This is a genomic window from Flavobacterium aquaticum (assembly GCF_003259835.1).
Classification (GTDB): domain Bacteria; phylum Bacteroidota; class Bacteroidia; order Flavobacteriales; family Flavobacteriaceae; genus Flavobacterium; species Flavobacterium aquaticum.
Genome location: NZ_QLMI01000008.1, coordinates 40,666 through 56,701, shown reverse-complemented (window position 1 = coordinate 56,701; position 16,036 = coordinate 40,666). Strand labels below are relative to the sequence as shown.

Annotated in this window: 17 protein-coding genes and 4 tRNA genes; all 21 read right to left on the bottom strand. The window is 33.7% G+C overall.

From position 1 onward, the window contains the following. Positions 1 to 22: 22 nt before the first annotated feature. The 21 genes from rpoB to B0I03_RS11785 all read right to left on the bottom strand — a co-directional run bounded on the left by rpoB (position 23) and on the right by B0I03_RS11785 (position 16,027). Entirely contained in the window at positions 23 to 3,835 is a 3,813-nt protein-coding gene (gene rpoB / locus B0I03_RS11880; protein WP_111567661.1) for a DNA-directed RNA polymerase subunit beta, read from the bottom strand. Positions 3,836 to 4,075: 240 nt separating this feature from the next. Continuing rightward, positions 4,076 to 4,447 carry a 50S ribosomal protein L7/L12 gene (gene rplL, locus B0I03_RS11875; protein WP_026724869.1) on the bottom strand — a complete coding sequence of 124 codons (372 nt, stop codon included), beginning with the start codon at positions 4,445 to 4,447 and terminating at the stop codon, positions 4,076 to 4,078. A gap of 55 nt (positions 4,448 to 4,502) precedes the next feature. Next, positions 4,503 to 5,000, bottom strand: coding sequence for a 50S ribosomal protein L10 (gene rplJ, locus B0I03_RS11870; RefSeq protein WP_026724870.1), 498 nt, complete (start codon positions 4,998 to 5,000; stop codon positions 4,503 to 4,505). Positions 5,001 to 5,022: 22 nt separating this feature from the next. After that, positions 5,023 to 5,712 (bottom strand): 50S ribosomal protein L1, encoded by a 690-nt coding sequence (gene rplA / locus B0I03_RS11865; RefSeq protein WP_111567660.1) that lies wholly within the window; start codon positions 5,710 to 5,712, stop codon positions 5,023 to 5,025. Positions 5,713 to 5,733: 21 nt separating this feature from the next. Beyond that, positions 5,734 to 6,171: a 50S ribosomal protein L11 gene (gene rplK, locus B0I03_RS11860; RefSeq protein WP_026724872.1), complete on the bottom strand. Its 438-nt coding sequence runs from the start codon at positions 6,169 to 6,171 to the stop codon at positions 5,734 to 5,736. 66 nt (positions 6,172 to 6,237) lie between these two features. Next, positions 6,238 to 6,789 carry a transcription termination/antitermination protein NusG gene (nusG, locus tag B0I03_RS11855; protein ID WP_111567659.1) on the bottom strand — a complete coding sequence of 184 codons (552 nt, stop codon included), beginning with the start codon at positions 6,787 to 6,789 and terminating at the stop codon, positions 6,238 to 6,240. Positions 6,790 to 6,799: 10 nt separating this feature from the next. Continuing rightward, the gene (secE, locus tag B0I03_RS11850; protein WP_008256584.1) at positions 6,800 to 6,994 is read right to left on the bottom strand and encodes a preprotein translocase subunit SecE; all 195 of its coding nucleotides are present in this window, start codon (positions 6,992 to 6,994) and stop codon (positions 6,800 to 6,802) included. A 15-nt stretch (positions 6,995 to 7,009) separates the two neighbouring features. Beyond that, positions 7,010 to 7,081 (bottom strand) — tRNA-Trp (locus B0I03_RS11845). 52 nt (positions 7,082 to 7,133) lie between these two features. Next, positions 7,134 to 8,321 carry an elongation factor Tu gene (gene tuf / locus B0I03_RS11840; protein ID WP_111567658.1) on the bottom strand — a complete coding sequence of 396 codons (1,188 nt, stop codon included), beginning with the start codon at positions 8,319 to 8,321 and terminating at the stop codon, positions 7,134 to 7,136. Between the two features lie 57 nt (positions 8,322 to 8,378). Then, positions 8,379 to 8,450 (bottom strand) — tRNA-Thr (locus B0I03_RS11835). 71 nt (positions 8,451 to 8,521) lie between these two features. Then, a tRNA-Tyr gene (locus B0I03_RS11830) sits at positions 8,522 to 8,603 on the bottom strand. 32 nt (positions 8,604 to 8,635) lie between these two features. Continuing rightward, a tRNA-Thr gene (locus tag B0I03_RS11825) sits at positions 8,636 to 8,709 on the bottom strand. Between the two features lie 92 nt (positions 8,710 to 8,801). Then, positions 8,802 to 9,104, bottom strand: a complete 303-nt coding sequence (gene hpf, locus B0I03_RS11820) for a ribosome hibernation-promoting factor, HPF/YfiA family (protein ID WP_111567657.1) — start codon at positions 9,102 to 9,104, stop codon at positions 8,802 to 8,804. A 33-nt stretch (positions 9,105 to 9,137) separates the two neighbouring features. Next, positions 9,138 to 10,028: a tyrosine-type recombinase/integrase gene (locus B0I03_RS11815; RefSeq protein WP_111567656.1), complete on the bottom strand. Its 891-nt coding sequence runs from the start codon at positions 10,026 to 10,028 to the stop codon at positions 9,138 to 9,140. Between the two features lie 65 nt (positions 10,029 to 10,093). Beyond that, positions 10,094 to 10,288 (bottom strand): 30S ribosomal protein S21, encoded by a 195-nt coding sequence (gene rpsU / locus B0I03_RS11810; RefSeq protein ID WP_111567655.1) that lies wholly within the window; start codon positions 10,286 to 10,288, stop codon positions 10,094 to 10,096. A gap of 72 nt (positions 10,289 to 10,360) precedes the next feature. Further along, positions 10,361 to 11,530, bottom strand: coding sequence for an acyl-CoA dehydrogenase family protein (locus tag B0I03_RS11805; protein ID WP_111567654.1), 1,170 nt, complete (start codon positions 11,528 to 11,530; stop codon positions 10,361 to 10,363). Between the two features lie 39 nt (positions 11,531 to 11,569). Then, positions 11,570 to 12,448, bottom strand: a complete 879-nt coding sequence (locus tag B0I03_RS11800; RefSeq protein ID WP_111567653.1) for a ComEA family DNA-binding protein — start codon at positions 12,446 to 12,448, stop codon at positions 11,570 to 11,572. 11 nt (positions 12,449 to 12,459) lie between these two features. Continuing rightward, positions 12,460 to 12,615 (bottom strand): hypothetical protein, encoded by a 156-nt coding sequence (locus tag B0I03_RS13250; RefSeq protein ID WP_220084606.1) that lies wholly within the window; start codon positions 12,613 to 12,615, stop codon positions 12,460 to 12,462. Next, positions 12,612 to 14,432 (bottom strand): sodium-dependent transporter, encoded by a 1,821-nt coding sequence (locus B0I03_RS11795; RefSeq protein WP_111567652.1) that lies wholly within the window; start codon positions 14,430 to 14,432, stop codon positions 12,612 to 12,614. The genes B0I03_RS13250 and B0I03_RS11795 overlap by 4 nt, the downstream gene beginning before the upstream one ends. Positions 14,433 to 14,510: 78 nt before the next feature. Continuing rightward, entirely contained in the window at positions 14,511 to 14,732 is a 222-nt protein-coding gene (locus B0I03_RS11790) for a PspC domain-containing protein (RefSeq protein ID WP_111567651.1), read from the bottom strand. Between the two features lie 26 nt (positions 14,733 to 14,758). Further along, positions 14,759 to 16,027, bottom strand: a complete 1,269-nt coding sequence (locus B0I03_RS11785) for a DUF2851 family protein (RefSeq protein WP_111567650.1) — start codon at positions 16,025 to 16,027, stop codon at positions 14,759 to 14,761. Positions 16,028 to 16,036 lie beyond the last annotated feature (9 nt).

The window sequence follows — 16,036 nt, the reverse complement described above, 5'->3', positions numbered from 1 at the left end:
GAACTGAATACTGCATTCTTATTTATTCTTCTAATCTGATGTCTAATCCAAGACCTTTCAATTCATGCATTAATACATTGAATGATTCTGGTAATCCTGGTTCTGGCATAGTTTCACCTTTTACGATAGCTTCGTAAGTTTTAGCTCTACCAATTACGTCATCCGACTTAACAGTCAAGATTTCTCTTAGTGTACTTGATGCACCGTATGCTTCAAGTGCCCAAACCTCCATCTCTCCAAAACGCTGACCTCCAAATTGAGCTTTACCTCCTAATGGTTGTTGCGTAATTAACGAGTATGGACCAATAGAACGTGCGTGCATTTTGTCATCTACCATGTGTCCTAATTTCAACATGTAAATTACACCTACAGTAGCACGTTGGTGGAAACGCTCTCCAGTTCCTCCATCATACAAGTAAGTATGACCGAATCTTGGAATTCCTGCTTCGTCTGTTAATTCATTAATTTGATCTAAAGTAGCACCATCAAAAATTGGAGTAGCAAACTTCTTACCTAATTTTTGTCCAGCCCAACCAAGAACCGTTTCATAAATCTGTCCGATGTTCATACGAGATGGTACCCCAAGTGGATTCAATACGATATCTACAGGTGTTCCGTCTTCTAAGAATGGCATATCTTCATGACGAACGATTTTAGCAACAATACCTTTGTTACCGTGACGTCCTGCCATTTTATCCCCTACTTTTAATTTACGTTTCTTAGCGATGTAAACTTTAGCAAGTTTTAAAATTCCTGAAGGTAATTCATCTCCAACAGTAATAGTAAATTTCTCTCTTCTTAACCAACCTTGTAAATCGTTTAATTTGATTTTGTAGTTGTGAATTAAGTCGTTTACCATTGCATTGGTATGCTCATCTGTTGTCCACTGACCTTTAGTTAAGTGAGCAAAATCTTCTACTCCTTGTAACATCTTTTTAGTGAATTTTTTACCTTTTGGTAATACTTCTTCACCTAAATCGTTCATTACACCTTGAGAAGTTTTACCATCGATGATAACAAATAATTTTTCAATTAATTTGTCTTTCAAGTCGTTGTACTTAACTTCGAATTCAGTTTCTAATTTATCAACGTCTTCTTTATCTTTAGAACGTTTTCTCTTATCTTTTACTGCTTTCGCAAATAATTTTTTATCTAAAACCACACCGTGTAAAGATGGAGACGCTTTTAATGAAGCATCTTTTACATCACCTGCTTTATCCCCGAAGATAGCTCTTAAAAGTTTTTCTTCTGGAGTAGGATCTGATTCTCCTTTTGGTGTAATTTTTCCGATTAGAATGTCGCCAGGTTTAACCTCTGCACCAATTCTAATCATACCGTTTTCATCTAAATCTTTAGTAGCTTCTTCAGAAACGTTTGGAATATCATTAGTTAATTCTTCGTTACCTAATTTAGTATCACGAACTTCTAATGTATAATCATCAATATGCAATGATGTAAAAATATCATCACGTACTACTTTTTCAGAAATTACGATAGCATCCTCGAAGTTGTACCCTTTCCATGGCATGAACGCCACTTTTAAGTTTCTACCGATTGCTAATTCTCCGTTTTGAGTAGCATAACCTTCACATAATACTTGACCTTTTACAACTCTATCCCCTTTTCTTACGATAGGTTTTAAGTTGATACAAGTACTTTGGTTGGTTTTTCTATATTTGATTAATTGATATGTTTTCTCATCAGAATCAAAGCTTACCATGCGCTCTTCTTCAGTTCTGTCGTATTTGATAGTGATCATATCAGCATCAACATACTCAACAGTTCCGCTTCCTTCAGCGTTGATTAATACTCTTGAATCAGAAGCAACTTGTCTTTCTAAACCAGTACCAACGATTGGAGCTTCAGGACGTAATAATGGAACGGCCTGACGCATCATGTTAGATCCCATCAACGCACGGTTCGCATCATCATGCTCTAAGAAAGGAATCAATGAAGCTGAAATCGAAGCAATCTGATTTGGAGCAACGTCTGTATAATGAACAGCAGTTGGAGCAACCACAGGGAAATCTCCTTCTTCACGTGCAATAACATTTGAAGCAGTAATTTTACCTTTAGCATCCATTTCAATGTTTGCTTGAGCAATCATTTTACCTTCTTCTTCTTCAGCGCTTAAATAAACTGGAGTAGATTCTAAATCAACTACACCATCCGTTACTTTACGGTAAGGCGTTTCGATGAATCCCATTCCGTTCACTTTAGCATAAACTCCTAAAGATGAAATAAGTCCAATGTTTGGTCCCTCAGGAGTTTCAATTGGACAAAGTCTTCCGTAGTGCGTATAGTGAACGTCACGCACCTCGAAACCAGCTCTTTCTCTAGATAAACCTCCAGGTCCAAGTGCAGATAAACGACGTTTGTGAGTAATCTCTGCTAATGGATTCGTTTGATCCATGAACTGAGATAACTGGTTTGTTCCAAAGAATGAGTTAATTACCGATGATAATGTTTTAGCATTAATCAAATCGATAGGTGTAAACACCTCGTTATCACGAACATTCATTCTCTCACGGATAGTTCTAGCCATACGAGCTAAACCTACTCCGAACTGAGCTGATAATTGCTCACCAACGGTTCTTACACGACGGTTTGATAAGTGGTCGATATCATCAATCTCTGCTTTAGAGTTGATTAATTCGATCAAATATTTAACAATTGTAATAATATCTTCTTTAGTTAAAACTTGTTTTTCCATTGGAATATCAAGGTTTAACTTTTTGTTCATTCTGTAACGACCTACTTCACCTAAGTTATAACGTTGGTCAGAGAAGAATAATTTATCTATAATACCACGAGCCGTTTCCTCATCAGGCGGTTCCGCGTTACGTAATTGTCTGTAAATGTGCTCAACTGCCTCTTTTTCAGAGTTTGTTGGGTCTTTTTGTAACGTATTGTGAATAATTGTGTAATCAGCCGCATTATTATCCTCTTTGTGTAAAAGGATAGTTTTTACGTCTGCTTCAATTATTTCTTCGATATTATCTTTATCAAGAATTGTATCACGATCTAAGATAATTTCGTTACGCTCAATAGAAACTACTTCACCAGTATCTTCATCAACGAAGTCTTCATGCCATGTATTTAATACACGCGCAGCAAGTCTTCTTCCTGCATATTTCTTGATACCTGTTTTTGATACTTTAATTTCTTCAGCTAAGTCGAAAATTTCTAAGATATCTTTATCTCTTTCAAATCCGATAGCTCTAAATAAAGTAGTTACAGGTAATTTTTTCTTTCTATCGATATACGCATACATAACGTTATTGATATCGGTAGCGAATTCAATCCAAGAACCTTTAAAAGGAATAATTCTGGCAGAATATAATTTAGTTCCATTTGCATGGAAAGACTGACCAAAGAATACACCTGGAGATCTGTGTAATTGCGATACAACTACACGCTCTGCACCATTAATTACGAATGTACCGCTAGGCGTCATATATGGTATTGTTCCTAAATACACATCTTGAACGATTGTTTCAAAATCCTCGTGTTCAGGGTCAGTACAATATAATTTTAATCTAGCTTTTAGAGGCACACTATAAGTTAAGCCCCTATCAATACACTCTTCGATGGTATATCTAGGTGGATCAATAAAATAATCTAGGAATTCTAATACGAATTGATTTCTCGTATCCGTAATTGGAAAATTTTCCATGAAGGTATTATACAGCCCTTCGTTGCCTCTTTCGTCAGATTTAGTTTCTAATTGAAAAAAATCTTTAAACGATTTCACTTGAATATCTAGAAAATCTGGATATTGTGGAATGTTTTTTGTTGAAGCAAAATTTAATCTTTCAGTCTGATTAGCAATCATCAATGGATAAAATTTTGATTTAAAAAAAGTAATTTTTGTGTAAATACACTGTTTTAATAATACTTCCTTTTAAATAAACAATACATCTTTAAAATAAACCAGGAAAGATAGTTTAATTTTTTTCTTCGTTATTGTTTACTTTTTAACGCATAAAAAATACAATAATTTAATATACGCAAAATGGTTTAGGTCTTTGAGAACACTCTCAAGACCTAAACCTAGCTTATTTATGAGTATAAATTATTTTAACTCAACTACAGCTCCTGCTTCTTCTAAAGCTTTCTTAAGACCTTCAGCCTCATCTTTAGAAACTCCTTCTTTAACATTTGTTGGAGCAGCATCAACTAAATCTTTAGCTTCTTTAAGACCTAAACCTGTTAATTCTTTAACAGCTTTAACAACTCCTAATTTAGAAGCACCAGCGTCTTTTAATACTACTGTAAATTCTGTTTGCTCAGCAGCAGCACCAGCATCTCCTCCACCTGCAGCAACTACTACAGCTGCAGCAGCAGGCTCGATACCATACTCATCTTTTAATATTGTTGCTAATTCGTTAACTTCTTTAACTGTTAAGTTAACTAATTGTTCTGCGAATTGTTTCAAATCTGCCATTTTTTCTATCGTTTAAAATGTTTTGTAAAAAATATAATTTATTTGTGCGTACTTATTATTCTGCTCCTTCTTCCTTGTTAGGTTGATTTTGAAGAGCTGCAATAACTCTTTGAGCAGGCGATTGTAATAATCCAATAATTTCTGCGATAACTTCTTCTTTAGATTTGATAGCTACTAAGCTGTCTAATAAGTTGTCACCGATGTAAATTTCTTGGTTAATATAAGCTCCTTTAAAGATTGGTTTTTCACCTTTCTTACGGAATTCTTTAATGATTTTTGCTGGTCCATTAGCTGTATCAGCAATAAACATAGAAGTATTTCCTTTAAGAACTGATGATAAATCACCAAAGTCGTTATCAGAAGCTTCCATTGCTTTTTCTAACAATGTGTTCTTAACAACTTCTAATTTAATACCAGCTTTAAAACAAGCTCTTCTTAAGTTTGAAGTAGTATCTGCATCTAGTCCTGAAATGTCTGCTAAATAAACAACATTCACATCCGCTAACTGTGCAGTTAAATCTTCAATAGCGATTGATTTTTCTTCTCTAGTCATACTAAAAATTTTTAACTACCAATTATACTGCTTTAGGATCTAAAGCAATAGCAGGACTCATTGTACAAGATAAGTGAATAGACTTAATATATGTACCTTTAGCTGCAGTTGGTTTTAATTTGATTAATGTTTGAACGATTTCGTGTGCATTTTCGTAGATTTTATCTGCATCAAAAGATACTCTACCTATTCCAGCGTGAACGATACCAGTTTTATCAACTTTGAAATCGATTTTACCAGCTTTTACTTCTGCAACAGCTTTAGCAACATCCATAGTTACAGTTCCTGTTTTAGGGTTAGGCATTAAACCTCTTGGTCCTAAAACACGTCCTAATGGACCTAATTTACCCATAACAGCTGGCATAGTGATGATTACATCAATATCTGTCCAACCATCTTTGATTTTTTGAAGGTAGTCATCTAAACCTACGTGGTCTGCACCAGCAGCTTTAGCTTCCGCTTCTTTATCTGGAGTAACAAGAGCTAAAACTCTTACATCTTTACCAGTTCCGTGAGGTAATGTTACAACCCCTCTTACCATTTGATTCGCTTTTCTAGGATCTACCCCTAATTTCACTGCGATATCAACAGACTCGTCAAATTTTGCAGAAGCAACTTCTTTAATTAATGCAGAAGCATCTCTTAAAGTGTAAAGTTTATTCTTCTCAATTTTTGCTGCAGCCTCTTTTTGCTTTTTTGTCAATTTTGCCATTGTCTAATTTCTTTTTAGAGATTAAAAAGGAGCATTTCCTGTTACTGTTATACCCATAGATCTAGCTGTTCCAGCAATCATACTCATCGCTTTTTCGATTTCGAAAGCGTTTAAGTCTGCCATTTTGTCTTCAGCAATAGTTCTAATTTGATCCCAAGTAACGTTAGCTACTTTTTTACGGTTAGGTTGCCCTGAACCAGACTTTAATTTTGCTGCTTCTAATAATTGAATTGCAGCAGGTGGCGTTTTAACAACAAAGTCAAAAGACTTGTCTTTATACACAGTAATTTGTACTGGTAAAACTTTGCCAGGTTTATCTTGTGTTCTAGCATTAAATTGCTTACAGAACTCCATGATGTTAACCCCAGCAGCCCCCAAAGCAGGTCCAACCGGTGGCGATGGATTCGCTGCACCTCCCTTAACTTGTAGTTTAACTACTTTACTAACTTCTTTTGCCATTTTTAAAAAAATTTAGCACATCTATCAATTGGAAGCGATTGATGTGATTTATATATGTAACGAAAATTATACTTTTTCAACTTGCATGAAACTTAACTCTAAAGGTGTTTTTCTTCCAAAAATTTTCACCATTACTTCAAGTTTACGCTTTTCTTCATTTACTTTTTCAATAGTTCCATTGAAACCATTGAAAGGTCCGTCTACCACTTTTACTGTTTCACCAACAGCATAAGGAATAGCAACATTATCTACTGTTACTGACAATTCATCTACTTTACCTAACATCCTGTTAACTTCAGATTGTCTTAATGGCACAGCATCACCACCTTTAGTTTCACCTAAAAACCCGATAACTCCTGGAATCGATTTGATGATATGAGGAATTTCACCTGTTAAGTTAGCTTCGATCATAATATAACCAGGAAAATATACTTTGTCCTTAGCTATTTTTTTCCCATCTTTAACTTGAACCACTTTTTCGGTAGGAACAAGAACTTGAGAAATATAATCAGCCATACCTAATCTCGCTGCTTCTGTTTCAATGTAAGCCTTAACTTTGTTTTCCTGACCACTTACAGCTCTTACTACATACCACTTATTAACATTATTATCAGCCATACTGTAAGTACTATTTTAAAATGTTAAAAAAACCTTCAAGAGCTTTTACAAATAATTCATCAACACCCCAAGTTAATAGAGCGAAAACAATTGAAAATACAGCTACAATAATTGTCAAACGTTGTACATCTGCCCAAATTGGCCAAGTAACATTCGTTTTCAATTCATGAAATGCTTCAGATATGTAATTAACTACTTTTGTCATTTTAATCTTTATTTGCACGGGCGGAGGGATTCGAACCCCCATCAATGGTTTTGGAGACCACTATACTAGCCCTTGTACTACGCCCGTTTGTTAAAAAACCAGCAGCGAACTGCTGGTTTTAATTATTATCGACTTATAATTAGTCTAAAATTTCAGTAACCTGACCAGCACCTACTGTTCTACCACCCTCACGGATAGCGAAACGTAAACCTACTGATAAAGCGATAGGGCTTAACAAAGTAACATCAATTGTTAAGTTATCACCAGGCATAACCATCTCTACACCAGCTGGTAAAGAAATAGTACCCGTTACGTCAGTTGTACGTACGTAGAACTGTGGACGGTAGTTATTGTGGAATGGAGTGTGACGTCCACCTTCTTCTTTTTTCAAGATATATACCTCAGCTTTGAAGTGAGCGTGTGGTTTAACAGATCCTGGCTTAACAATAACCATTCCTCTTTTGATATCTTCTTTAGCGATACCTCTTAACAATAAACCTACGTTATCTCCAGCTTCACCTCTATCAAGGATTTTACGGAACATCTCAACTCCTGTAATAGTAGAAGTTAATTTATCAGCTCCCATACCAATGATTTCAACAGCGTCACCTGTATTAGCAACTCCTGTTTCGATACGACCTGTAGCTACAGTTCCACGACCAGTAATTGTAAATACGTCTTCAACTGGCATTAAGAAAGGCTTATCAACATCACGAGCTGGCAATTCAATCCAGTTATCAACAGCTTCCATTAATTCCATGATAGTAGCAACCCATTTTGGATCACCATTCAATCCACCTAAAGCAGAACCTTGGATAACTGGACCATTATCACCATCATATTGATAGAAAGATAATAAATCTCTAATTTCCATTTCTACTAATTCTAATAATTCAGCATCATCAACCATATCCACTTTGTTCATGAATACAACCATTCTAGGCACACCAACTTGACGACCTAAAAGGATGTGCTCTCTTGTTTGTGGCATAGGACCATCTGTAGCAGCAACTACTAAGATAGCACCGTCCATTTGAGCAGCACCTGTAACCATGTTCTTAACGTAATCCGCGTGACCTGGACAGTCAACGTGAGCGTAGTGACGGTTAGCTGTAGAATATTCTACGTGAGATGTATTAATAGTAATACCTCTTTCTTTTTCTTCTGGAGCATTATCAATTTGATCAAATGATTTTGCTTCTGATAAACCAGCATCAGCTAATACTTTAGTAATTGCAGCTGTTAACGTAGTTTTACCGTGGTCAACGTGTCCGATAGTTCCAATATTTAAATGGGGCTTCGAACGATCAAAGGTTTCTTTTGCCATGATTTAATAATTTAATCTTAGTTATATATTAGTGTTCAAAAAATAAACTTTTTTAAGAGCCAATGACGGGAATTGAACCCGTGACCTCTTCCTTACCAAGGAAGCACTCTACCCCTGAGCTACACCGGCTTTTGTGTATTCAGAAGTTAGCCATCAGAATTCAGAAAAACCAAATCCTTCTCTCTAAATTCAAAATCTCGTGGGGAGAGCAGGATTCGAACCTGCGAAGACGTAGTCAGCGGATTTACAGTCCGCCCTCGTTGGCCGCTTGAGTATCTCCCCAAACCTTTTATATTAAGTTACTTACAACTTTGAGCCGATGGAGGGACTCGAACCCACGACCTGCTGATTACAAATCAGCTGCTCTAGCCAGCTGAGCTACACCGGCAACTTAAATATAAAAAGTCCGCTATTTCTAACGGACTGCAAATGTATATAATTTATTTTTGAATCAAAACATTTTTTATGTTTTTTTTCTTTTTATGAATGCGCTCTTAATTTTTCTTTTCTTTTTAGGATAACTCGCTCTAAAGAATCAACCGATAAATCTACTCCTTCTTCAAAACTTTTTGCTGTTTTTTTAACTACAAAATCGTCTCCTGGTACATTAATTTTTATCTCTACTGTTTTATTTTCTTTATCACTCGTATTTTCAAGCCTCAAAAAAACTTCAGCTGAAACTATTTTATCATAATATTTTTCCAATTTATCCATTCGCTCTTGAATGAAATCTACCAATTTTCTGTCTACATTAAAATTTACTGCTTGCACATTAACTTTCATAATTCTGTTAATTAAAATGGTTATACAATCGAGTTATTTCTTGTTTCTAGGATGTGCTTCTTGATACACTTTTTTTAATTCAGCCAAACTGCTGTGGGTATATATCTGAGTAGACGACAAACTAGCATGACCCAATAACTCTTTTACGGAATTTAAATCGGCTCCATTATTCAACAAATGTGTTGCAAAGGAATGCCTAAGAACGTGGGGACTCTTTTTTTCTTTTTTCGAGACAGTACTAAAGTAGTCATTTATTAATCGATAAACAAAAGATTCGCTTACTTTATTTCCAGTTTTAGATAAAATTAACATCTCTTTATCATTTATTACTTCTAAATGATTTCGTTGTTCCTTATAGCGTTTAAGCAAATTCAGAGTACAATCAAGCATTGGAATAATCCTTTCTTTATTTCTTTTTCCTATAACTCTGATTGTTTTTTGCGATTCATCAATACTAGTCATCTTTAAATTTATCAACTCTGCCCTTCTAATTCCAGTTGCATAAAACAGCTCAATTACAAAACGATTACGAATACCTTCAAAGTCATCCGAATAATCATTATCTAAAAAAACATCTTGTAACTCTTTTTCGGAAAAAGGAATTTGAACTTTCTTGGCTGTTTTTAATGATTTATGTTTCAATAAAGGATTAACCGAAATCTGCTTTACTTTTAAAAGAAACTTATAATACGATTTTAATGCTGATATTTTTCGATTGACCGAAGTGGTTGAAATATTTTGCTCTACTAAAGTTACTATCCAATTTCTAACATGTGGATAAATAACTTCATCGAGATTTACAGATTGACCAGTAAGATATTCTTGAAAAGATTTGATATCATCTAAATACGCACGAACCGTTAAAGGAGAATAATTTTTCTCTTTAACCAAATAATCTTGATATGCTTGTAGATTTGTAGACATAAAAAAACCGCTAACAACAAAGTTACACTTTATTAGTTAGCGGTTAGTATAGTTTATTCAAAAAATTAACTCTCTAATGAGTCTCTTAATCCTTGAATGTAAGATGCTTTTTGGATCTTAGCTCTGTTTACAACAGATGGTTTAATGAAAGCTTGACGTGCACGTAACTGACGAACAGTTCCTGTTTTATCAAATTTTCTTTTATAGCGCTTTAATGCTCTATCGATATTTTCTCCGTCTTTAATTGGTATAATTAACATAATATAGACACCTCCTCTCGTTAAGGGTGCAAATGTAGAAAATAATTCTGAATTAAAAATTATAAATTAAAATTATTTAACTGCTGGTTTATAATTCTGATTATCAATTATCATTTTTGATAAAATTTCTTTCAGAATCTCAGAAGTTCCTCCACCAATTGGACCTAAACGACTATCTCTTAATAAACGTGCTAATGGATATTCTTCCATATAACCATAACCACCTAGCATTTGCAAGCAATCGTAAATAGCTAAATCAGCCACTTTAGTCGATTTTAATTTTGCCATAGTAGCTTCTTTAACTACATATTCTCCTTTATCTAAACGAGCTACAGCAGCATAATTAAATATTTTACAATGCTCTACTTCTGTTGCATGCTCTACCATTGTATGTCTTAAAGCTTGAAACTTGTTGATTTTACTACCAAAAGCTTCGCGTTGTGACATATATTCAATAGTGTACTCAATTGCATATTCTGCTCGTGCATGAGCGTTGATTGCCATAATTAAACGCTCTAAAGCAAAATGCTGCATAATGTATGGAAAACCTTTTCCTTCTTCACCCATTAAATTTTCTAGAGGAATTTCAACATTATCAAATGCAAGTTCAGCAGTATCTGATGCTCTCCAACCTAATTTATCTAGCTTAGTAGCTGAAATACCTGGGGTTTTTGCATCTACTAAGAAAATACTAATTCCTTTATTCCCTAATTCTGGGTTTGTTTTAGCGGCTACAACATAGTAATCAGCATAAACTCCGTTTGTGATAAATGTTTTAGAACCATTGATTACAAATTTATCTCCACTTCTTACCGCTGTTGTTCTCATCCCAGCAACATCACTTCCACCGAATGGCTCTGTAATACATAAAGCTCCAATTTTTTTTCCAGCAATACTTGGCGCTAAATAATCTTGTTTGATTCTTTCATCTCCTTCAGCATTTAAATGTGTCATTGCTAAATAAGCATGTGCCCACATAGCTGCAGCAAAACCAGAAGATTTTACTTTTTGAAGTTCTTCTAAAAATATAACGGTGTAGAATAAATCTAAATTCATTCCTCCATAAGCTTCAGGATAATTCAATCCAAAGAAGCCCATTTCTCCAAATTTTTCCCAAATAAAACGCTCAATAGTTCCTGTTTTTTCCCATTTTTCAATGTGAGGAACCACTTCTTTATGTAAAAAATCTCTAAAACTTTGTCTGAATAATTCGTGTTCTTCTGTGAAATACATTGAATTCATAAATCTGTAATTGTATAGGTTGTTTTATTGGTAATATTTTTAAAAATCCAAATATAAGGCGATTATTTTTATTTTTTCGTTAGGCATTCCCTTAATTTTTGTTAAATCATCAATATTCTTAATTCCATTATTCATGGTTCTATAAATGACAATTTCTTTAGCCAATGCATAATCAAAATAGGGAAATTTTGCCAATTCTTTCTGAGACAATTCATTAATTGCAATTTTACTCAATCCGTTTTGAGTTTTTACGTTAAATCTTTTTTCTAAATCCGCCAAAGCTTCTGGACTAATTCCCCACATAAACTGAAATTGCTCCATACTCACAAAACATCCCAACTTCTCTTTTTCTAATAAAATCTTATCCGCTAATTTTTCCCCAATACCATACACTGCAATTAAATCTTCTCGAGTTGCTGTGTTTATATCTTTTTGGATGATTTTTTCTTTTTCCTTTGGTAAAAACTTACGAAACTTTTCTGAAGCAACATTGGTCTTGTTTTTTACCCAATCTGGAAATTTGAAATAAGGGCTAATTTTAGAAAGAAATGCATTTGAAACTTTAGTAACTTGTTGAAAATCTTCTGCTGAGTTTACAAATTTTCCAGTTTTACGAAAAGCATGTAAACGATCAATTTCTTGAATTGTCATTCCTAACTTATATCCTTTGTAGTCTGTTATATAATTTGGATTAAAAGGATAAATTGTATCTTTTTTTGTTGATTGAATACTTTTCAAGCTATCAATTTCATTTTGAACTAACAACCAAGCTTTATCTTCAGGATTATTTTTTGTTGACGTAAAATTATCCTTAAAAAGAAAATAACTTAACTGCACCAAAATGATGATTGCAAATAACAAGAAAATCCCACTTCGGTGTTCTCTTGAAAACATGAAGTAGGATTTTATTTTATTCATTTTACTTTTATTTAATCGTTTTTTCTAACTGATTCCTCATCATTATCCGAGAAAGAATCTGGTTCCTGTACAGGTGGAGTTTTTAAAACTTTATAGAAAAAATAAAGTGTTAAACAAATAACAATTCCTTGCGCCAAAACCATTGTAATTAATGCTGCTGAATTCATAATGTAGCTCTCCCTTCTTTAACACGTTTCTTGTAAGCAACGTAAACAATTATTGAAATAAATACAAAAAGTGACAACAATAACATTCTTCCAATAAATTTATATAATGTATTGTTTGTAAAATTCCCTTTCGCAATTGCATCACCTGGTTTGATAACATCACCAACTTTTACAATAGCTTCTTGATTTAAACTTGAATCAAATTTATATTCTTTTGTATCATTGAATTTTTCAACAAGAACCTGATTTGAAACTTTATCAAATTTCTTTCTTTCGTTTTCAAATTCAAATTTTACATAATCCGATTTTACCTCAATAACTTTTCCAGAAACAGCACCCGAACCTTCAAAGTTTTCAGCAAAATAATTATCGGCAAACCATTCTTTATTATTGGTATCGTTGTTCTTAATTTGATTAACCCAATCTGGAATACTTGAAACCAAAACAGCTCCTAATAATAATGGTGTAATAATCAAAATTACATATTTAAAGAATTTAGGCAATTTGATATCAGCGCCTTTGTTGATTTCTTCCCAACCTCGATTGATTCCAAAAATATAGGAAAACAATACGGTTTCTAAGAAAGCAAATACAACCAAACTAACAGTTCCCGCCCAATAGTCATATTGATCAAAAACTCCTTGATTATAGAAAATAACCGTTGGTAATCCCATAATTAAAGCTAAGGCTCCAAAAGACCATGCTCCTTTATTTTTAGACCAACCAAATTCATCAGACATGAATCCCATCCATGGGGTTCCCATAGCTAATGAAGAAGTAATTCCGGCAAAGAATAAAAGTCCGAACCAAAAAACACCAGCTAAGATAGCTAAAACACCACCCCATTGTTGGAACAAATAAGGCATTGTTTGGAAAGCCATACCAAAACCTGCATTTTGAATAACCCAATCTAATCCTAAGTATCCAGCAGCAATAGGAATAACAATTAAAGAACCTAAAACCACTTCAACGAACTCATTCATAAATCCAGCAGATACAGCATTTAAAGCCACATCATCTTTTTCTTTTAAGTAAGCCGCATAACAATGAATGGTTCCCATACCTACTGACAGCGTAAAGAAAATTTGACCTGCAGCAGCTAACCAAACCTTAGGATTTGCCAATGAATCAAATTGTGGTGTCCATAAGAAATTTAGACCATCCCATGCATTTGCATTTGGAAAAATATCTGAAGCTCCACTAGTACCTAAAGTAACTCCTCTTACAGCTAAAATTACACCGAATAAAATCAATAATGGCATTCCAATTTTAGCAACTTTTTCAATTCCACCTAAACCTTTAGATAAAATCCAAGTATTTAATAATAAACATAAAATGTAAAAAATAACTGCTTCATAAGGAATTCCAGTAGTAGATTGAGAAATATCTACATAAGAATTGAAGAATCCTGCTACGTCTGCTTGACTCATTCCGTCAAATGTTCCAACAATTGAGTGATACACATAAGACATTGTCCAAGACTCGATATAACAGTAATATGCAGCAACGGCAATATTAGTAAAAATCCCAAAAACACCTATATATTTCCATACACGACCTTTAGCCATTGTATCTAATATATAAGGTGTACTGTGGTTACCAAATTTTCCACCGAAACGACCTGTCGACCATTCAATCAACAATAATGGGATTCCCATTAATAAAAAACAAACTAAATAAGGAATAATAAAAGCTCCTCCACCATTTTGAACTGCTTGAACCGGAAATCTTAAAAAATTACCTAATCCAACAGCATTTCCAGCCATAGCCAAGATTAGTCCTACGCGTGAACCCCACGCTTCTACTTTTGCTGCCATATAATTTTATTGGTTGTTAATGCTTCAAAGATAATAAAAGTATCTAAAATTCAAATAAAACTTACACTTAATGAAATTTTATAAGTCAAAAACTGAACTTCTTTTAGTTTTTATCATATCTTTTAACTTTAAAAGGAATGCCAAAGTAAGATACAATCCAAATCCTAAACCTACTGTTATAAAAGATATGTAAATAAAAAACAAACGCACGTTAGTAGCACGCATACCCAAACGGTCGGCCAAACGTGTGGCTACAAAAAAGCCATGTTTTTCAAAAAAATGTAATAGGTTTTGAACCATTTTTAATATTTTTTCCAAAAATACGATTATTTTTTAAGTATAAAATGTCCGATAGCGCAATCTAGACACTTTTTATTATCGCAATAATTCTTCTTTAATTGCAATAAGGATTGAGATTCATATGCGTTTTGAGAATTGACTCCGAAAGAATAAAATTTTTCAAGAATTGCGTTTTTCTCTGCAGGTATTAAAATCGCTAAATCAATTAATTCCTGTGTGATTTCTTTTTGTTGGCTTCTGGCATAGGCAAATCGAAGCGGAATGATTGTATTGATAACCAATAAATCGATAAATGATTTGGAAAGTTTTTTCATCTTTTTCGAGCTATTTTTATCAAAATTATAATGTGTTTCCCAATATTGACTTACTCCTACATTAAAAATCTGATACAATTCATTTATGGAAGTACCATTCATAACCAAAGAGAAAAGATTCTTTTGATGAAAATACAAATTAGCCAATTGCGCCAAGCGAATCGTAGGAAAATTATCAGGACGATGTTTGAAGAATTCTACCAAACCAAATACTTTTTCATGCAACTGATATTTCAGAACTAAGTAATTATAGGATTTTTGCAACTCTTTCGCATAATTATCTTGAAAATCTTGTGAGAGCAAATTCGCTTGACCAAATAATAAAGCTTCTAATGATTCCGAAGAATAAGATTCTTTTCGAACAACCGAAAACGGAATTGATTTAGCAATTTTATAAAACATTTCGCCATTCGTATTTAATCCGAAGTTTTTAGCCAAAAGACAAAACAAAACCGCTTCCCAATCGTGATTAGAAATTTCCGCTAATTCAAAAATCAGTTGCGATTTTCGTTCTAAGCGTTCAAAAAACAAACGTTCTTGCCAATTTTTAAAGATAAAATCATCTACATTTCCAATTTCATTTTCACAATAAATCCAGGATTTCTGACTTACTAGCGACTGATATTTATGCAAATCTGTAAAGGCAACATATTCCTTGAGCTCTAACGTTGGAATTTCGGAATCATCTTTCCTAAAAATAGGCACATCATATTCCCAAACGACATGCAAAATAACAGAATCATAATTGGAATCTTTCTCATGATTGTGAACATACCAATCTGATGACTTGAGATGAATTTCTACATTTCCAGCCCATTTTTGATTTCCAATAATAAGTTGCGCATTGAAAAAATCAGGTCCAGCAAGTTGTAAATATTGACCCGAATTGAGAATTTGAATCGATTCTCCTTTTGTAGTTTTTAAATTGGCAATATCAAATTTCTTGAATTGCCACACGTGGTGCAAAAAATCTTCTTTCATTCTGTATGG

Excerpts from the sequence above, each read along its gene's own strand:
- rpoB (WP_111567661.1), bottom strand. The coding sequence starts at position 3,835 with ATGATTGCTAATCAGACTGAAAGATTAAATTTTGCTTCAACAAAAAAC.
- rplL (WP_026724869.1), bottom strand. The coding sequence starts at position 4,447 with ATGGCAGATTTGAAACAATTCGCAGAACAATTAGTTAACTTAACAGTT.
- rplJ (WP_026724870.1), bottom strand. The coding sequence starts at position 5,000 with ATGACTAGAGAAGAAAAATCAATCGCTATTGAAGATTTAACTGCACAG.
- rplA (WP_111567660.1), bottom strand. The coding sequence starts at position 5,712 with ATGGCAAAATTGACAAAAAAGCAAAAAGAGGCTGCAGCAAAAATTGAG.
- rplK (WP_026724872.1), bottom strand. The coding sequence starts at position 6,171 with ATGGCAAAAGAAGTTAGTAAAGTAGTTAAACTACAAGTTAAGGGAGGT.
- nusG (WP_111567659.1), bottom strand. The coding sequence starts at position 6,789 with ATGGCTGATAATAATGTTAATAAGTGGTATGTAGTAAGAGCTGTAAGT.
- secE (WP_008256584.1), bottom strand. The coding sequence starts at position 6,994 with ATGACAAAAGTAGTTAATTACATATCTGAAGCATTTCATGAATTGAAA.
- tuf (WP_111567658.1), bottom strand. The coding sequence starts at position 8,321 with ATGGCAAAAGAAACCTTTGATCGTTCGAAGCCCCATTTAAATATTGGA.
- hpf (WP_111567657.1), bottom strand. The coding sequence starts at position 9,104 with ATGAAAGTTAATGTGCAAGCAGTAAATTTTAATGTAGACAGAAAATTG.
- B0I03_RS11815 (WP_111567656.1), bottom strand. The coding sequence starts at position 10,028 with ATGTCTACAAATCTACAAGCATATCAAGATTATTTGGTTAAAGAGAAA.
- rpsU (WP_111567655.1), bottom strand. The coding sequence starts at position 10,288 with ATGTTAATTATACCAATTAAAGACGGAGAAAATATCGATAGAGCATTA.
- B0I03_RS11805 (WP_111567654.1), bottom strand. The coding sequence starts at position 11,530 with ATGAATTCAATGTATTTCACAGAAGAACACGAATTATTCAGACAAAGT.
- B0I03_RS11800 (WP_111567653.1), bottom strand. The coding sequence starts at position 12,448 with ATGAATAAAATAAAATCCTACTTCATGTTTTCAAGAGAACACCGAAGT.
- B0I03_RS13250 (WP_220084606.1), bottom strand. The coding sequence starts at position 12,615 with ATGAATTCAGCAGCATTAATTACAATGGTTTTGGCGCAAGGAATTGTT.
- B0I03_RS11795 (WP_111567652.1), bottom strand. The coding sequence starts at position 14,432 with ATGGCAGCAAAAGTAGAAGCGTGGGGTTCACGCGTAGGACTAATCTTG.
- B0I03_RS11790 (WP_111567651.1), bottom strand. The coding sequence starts at position 14,732 with ATGGTTCAAAACCTATTACATTTTTTTGAAAAACATGGCTTTTTTGTA.
- B0I03_RS11785 (WP_111567650.1), bottom strand. The coding sequence starts at position 16,027 with ATGAAAGAAGATTTTTTGCACCACGTGTGGCAATTCAAGAAATTTGAT.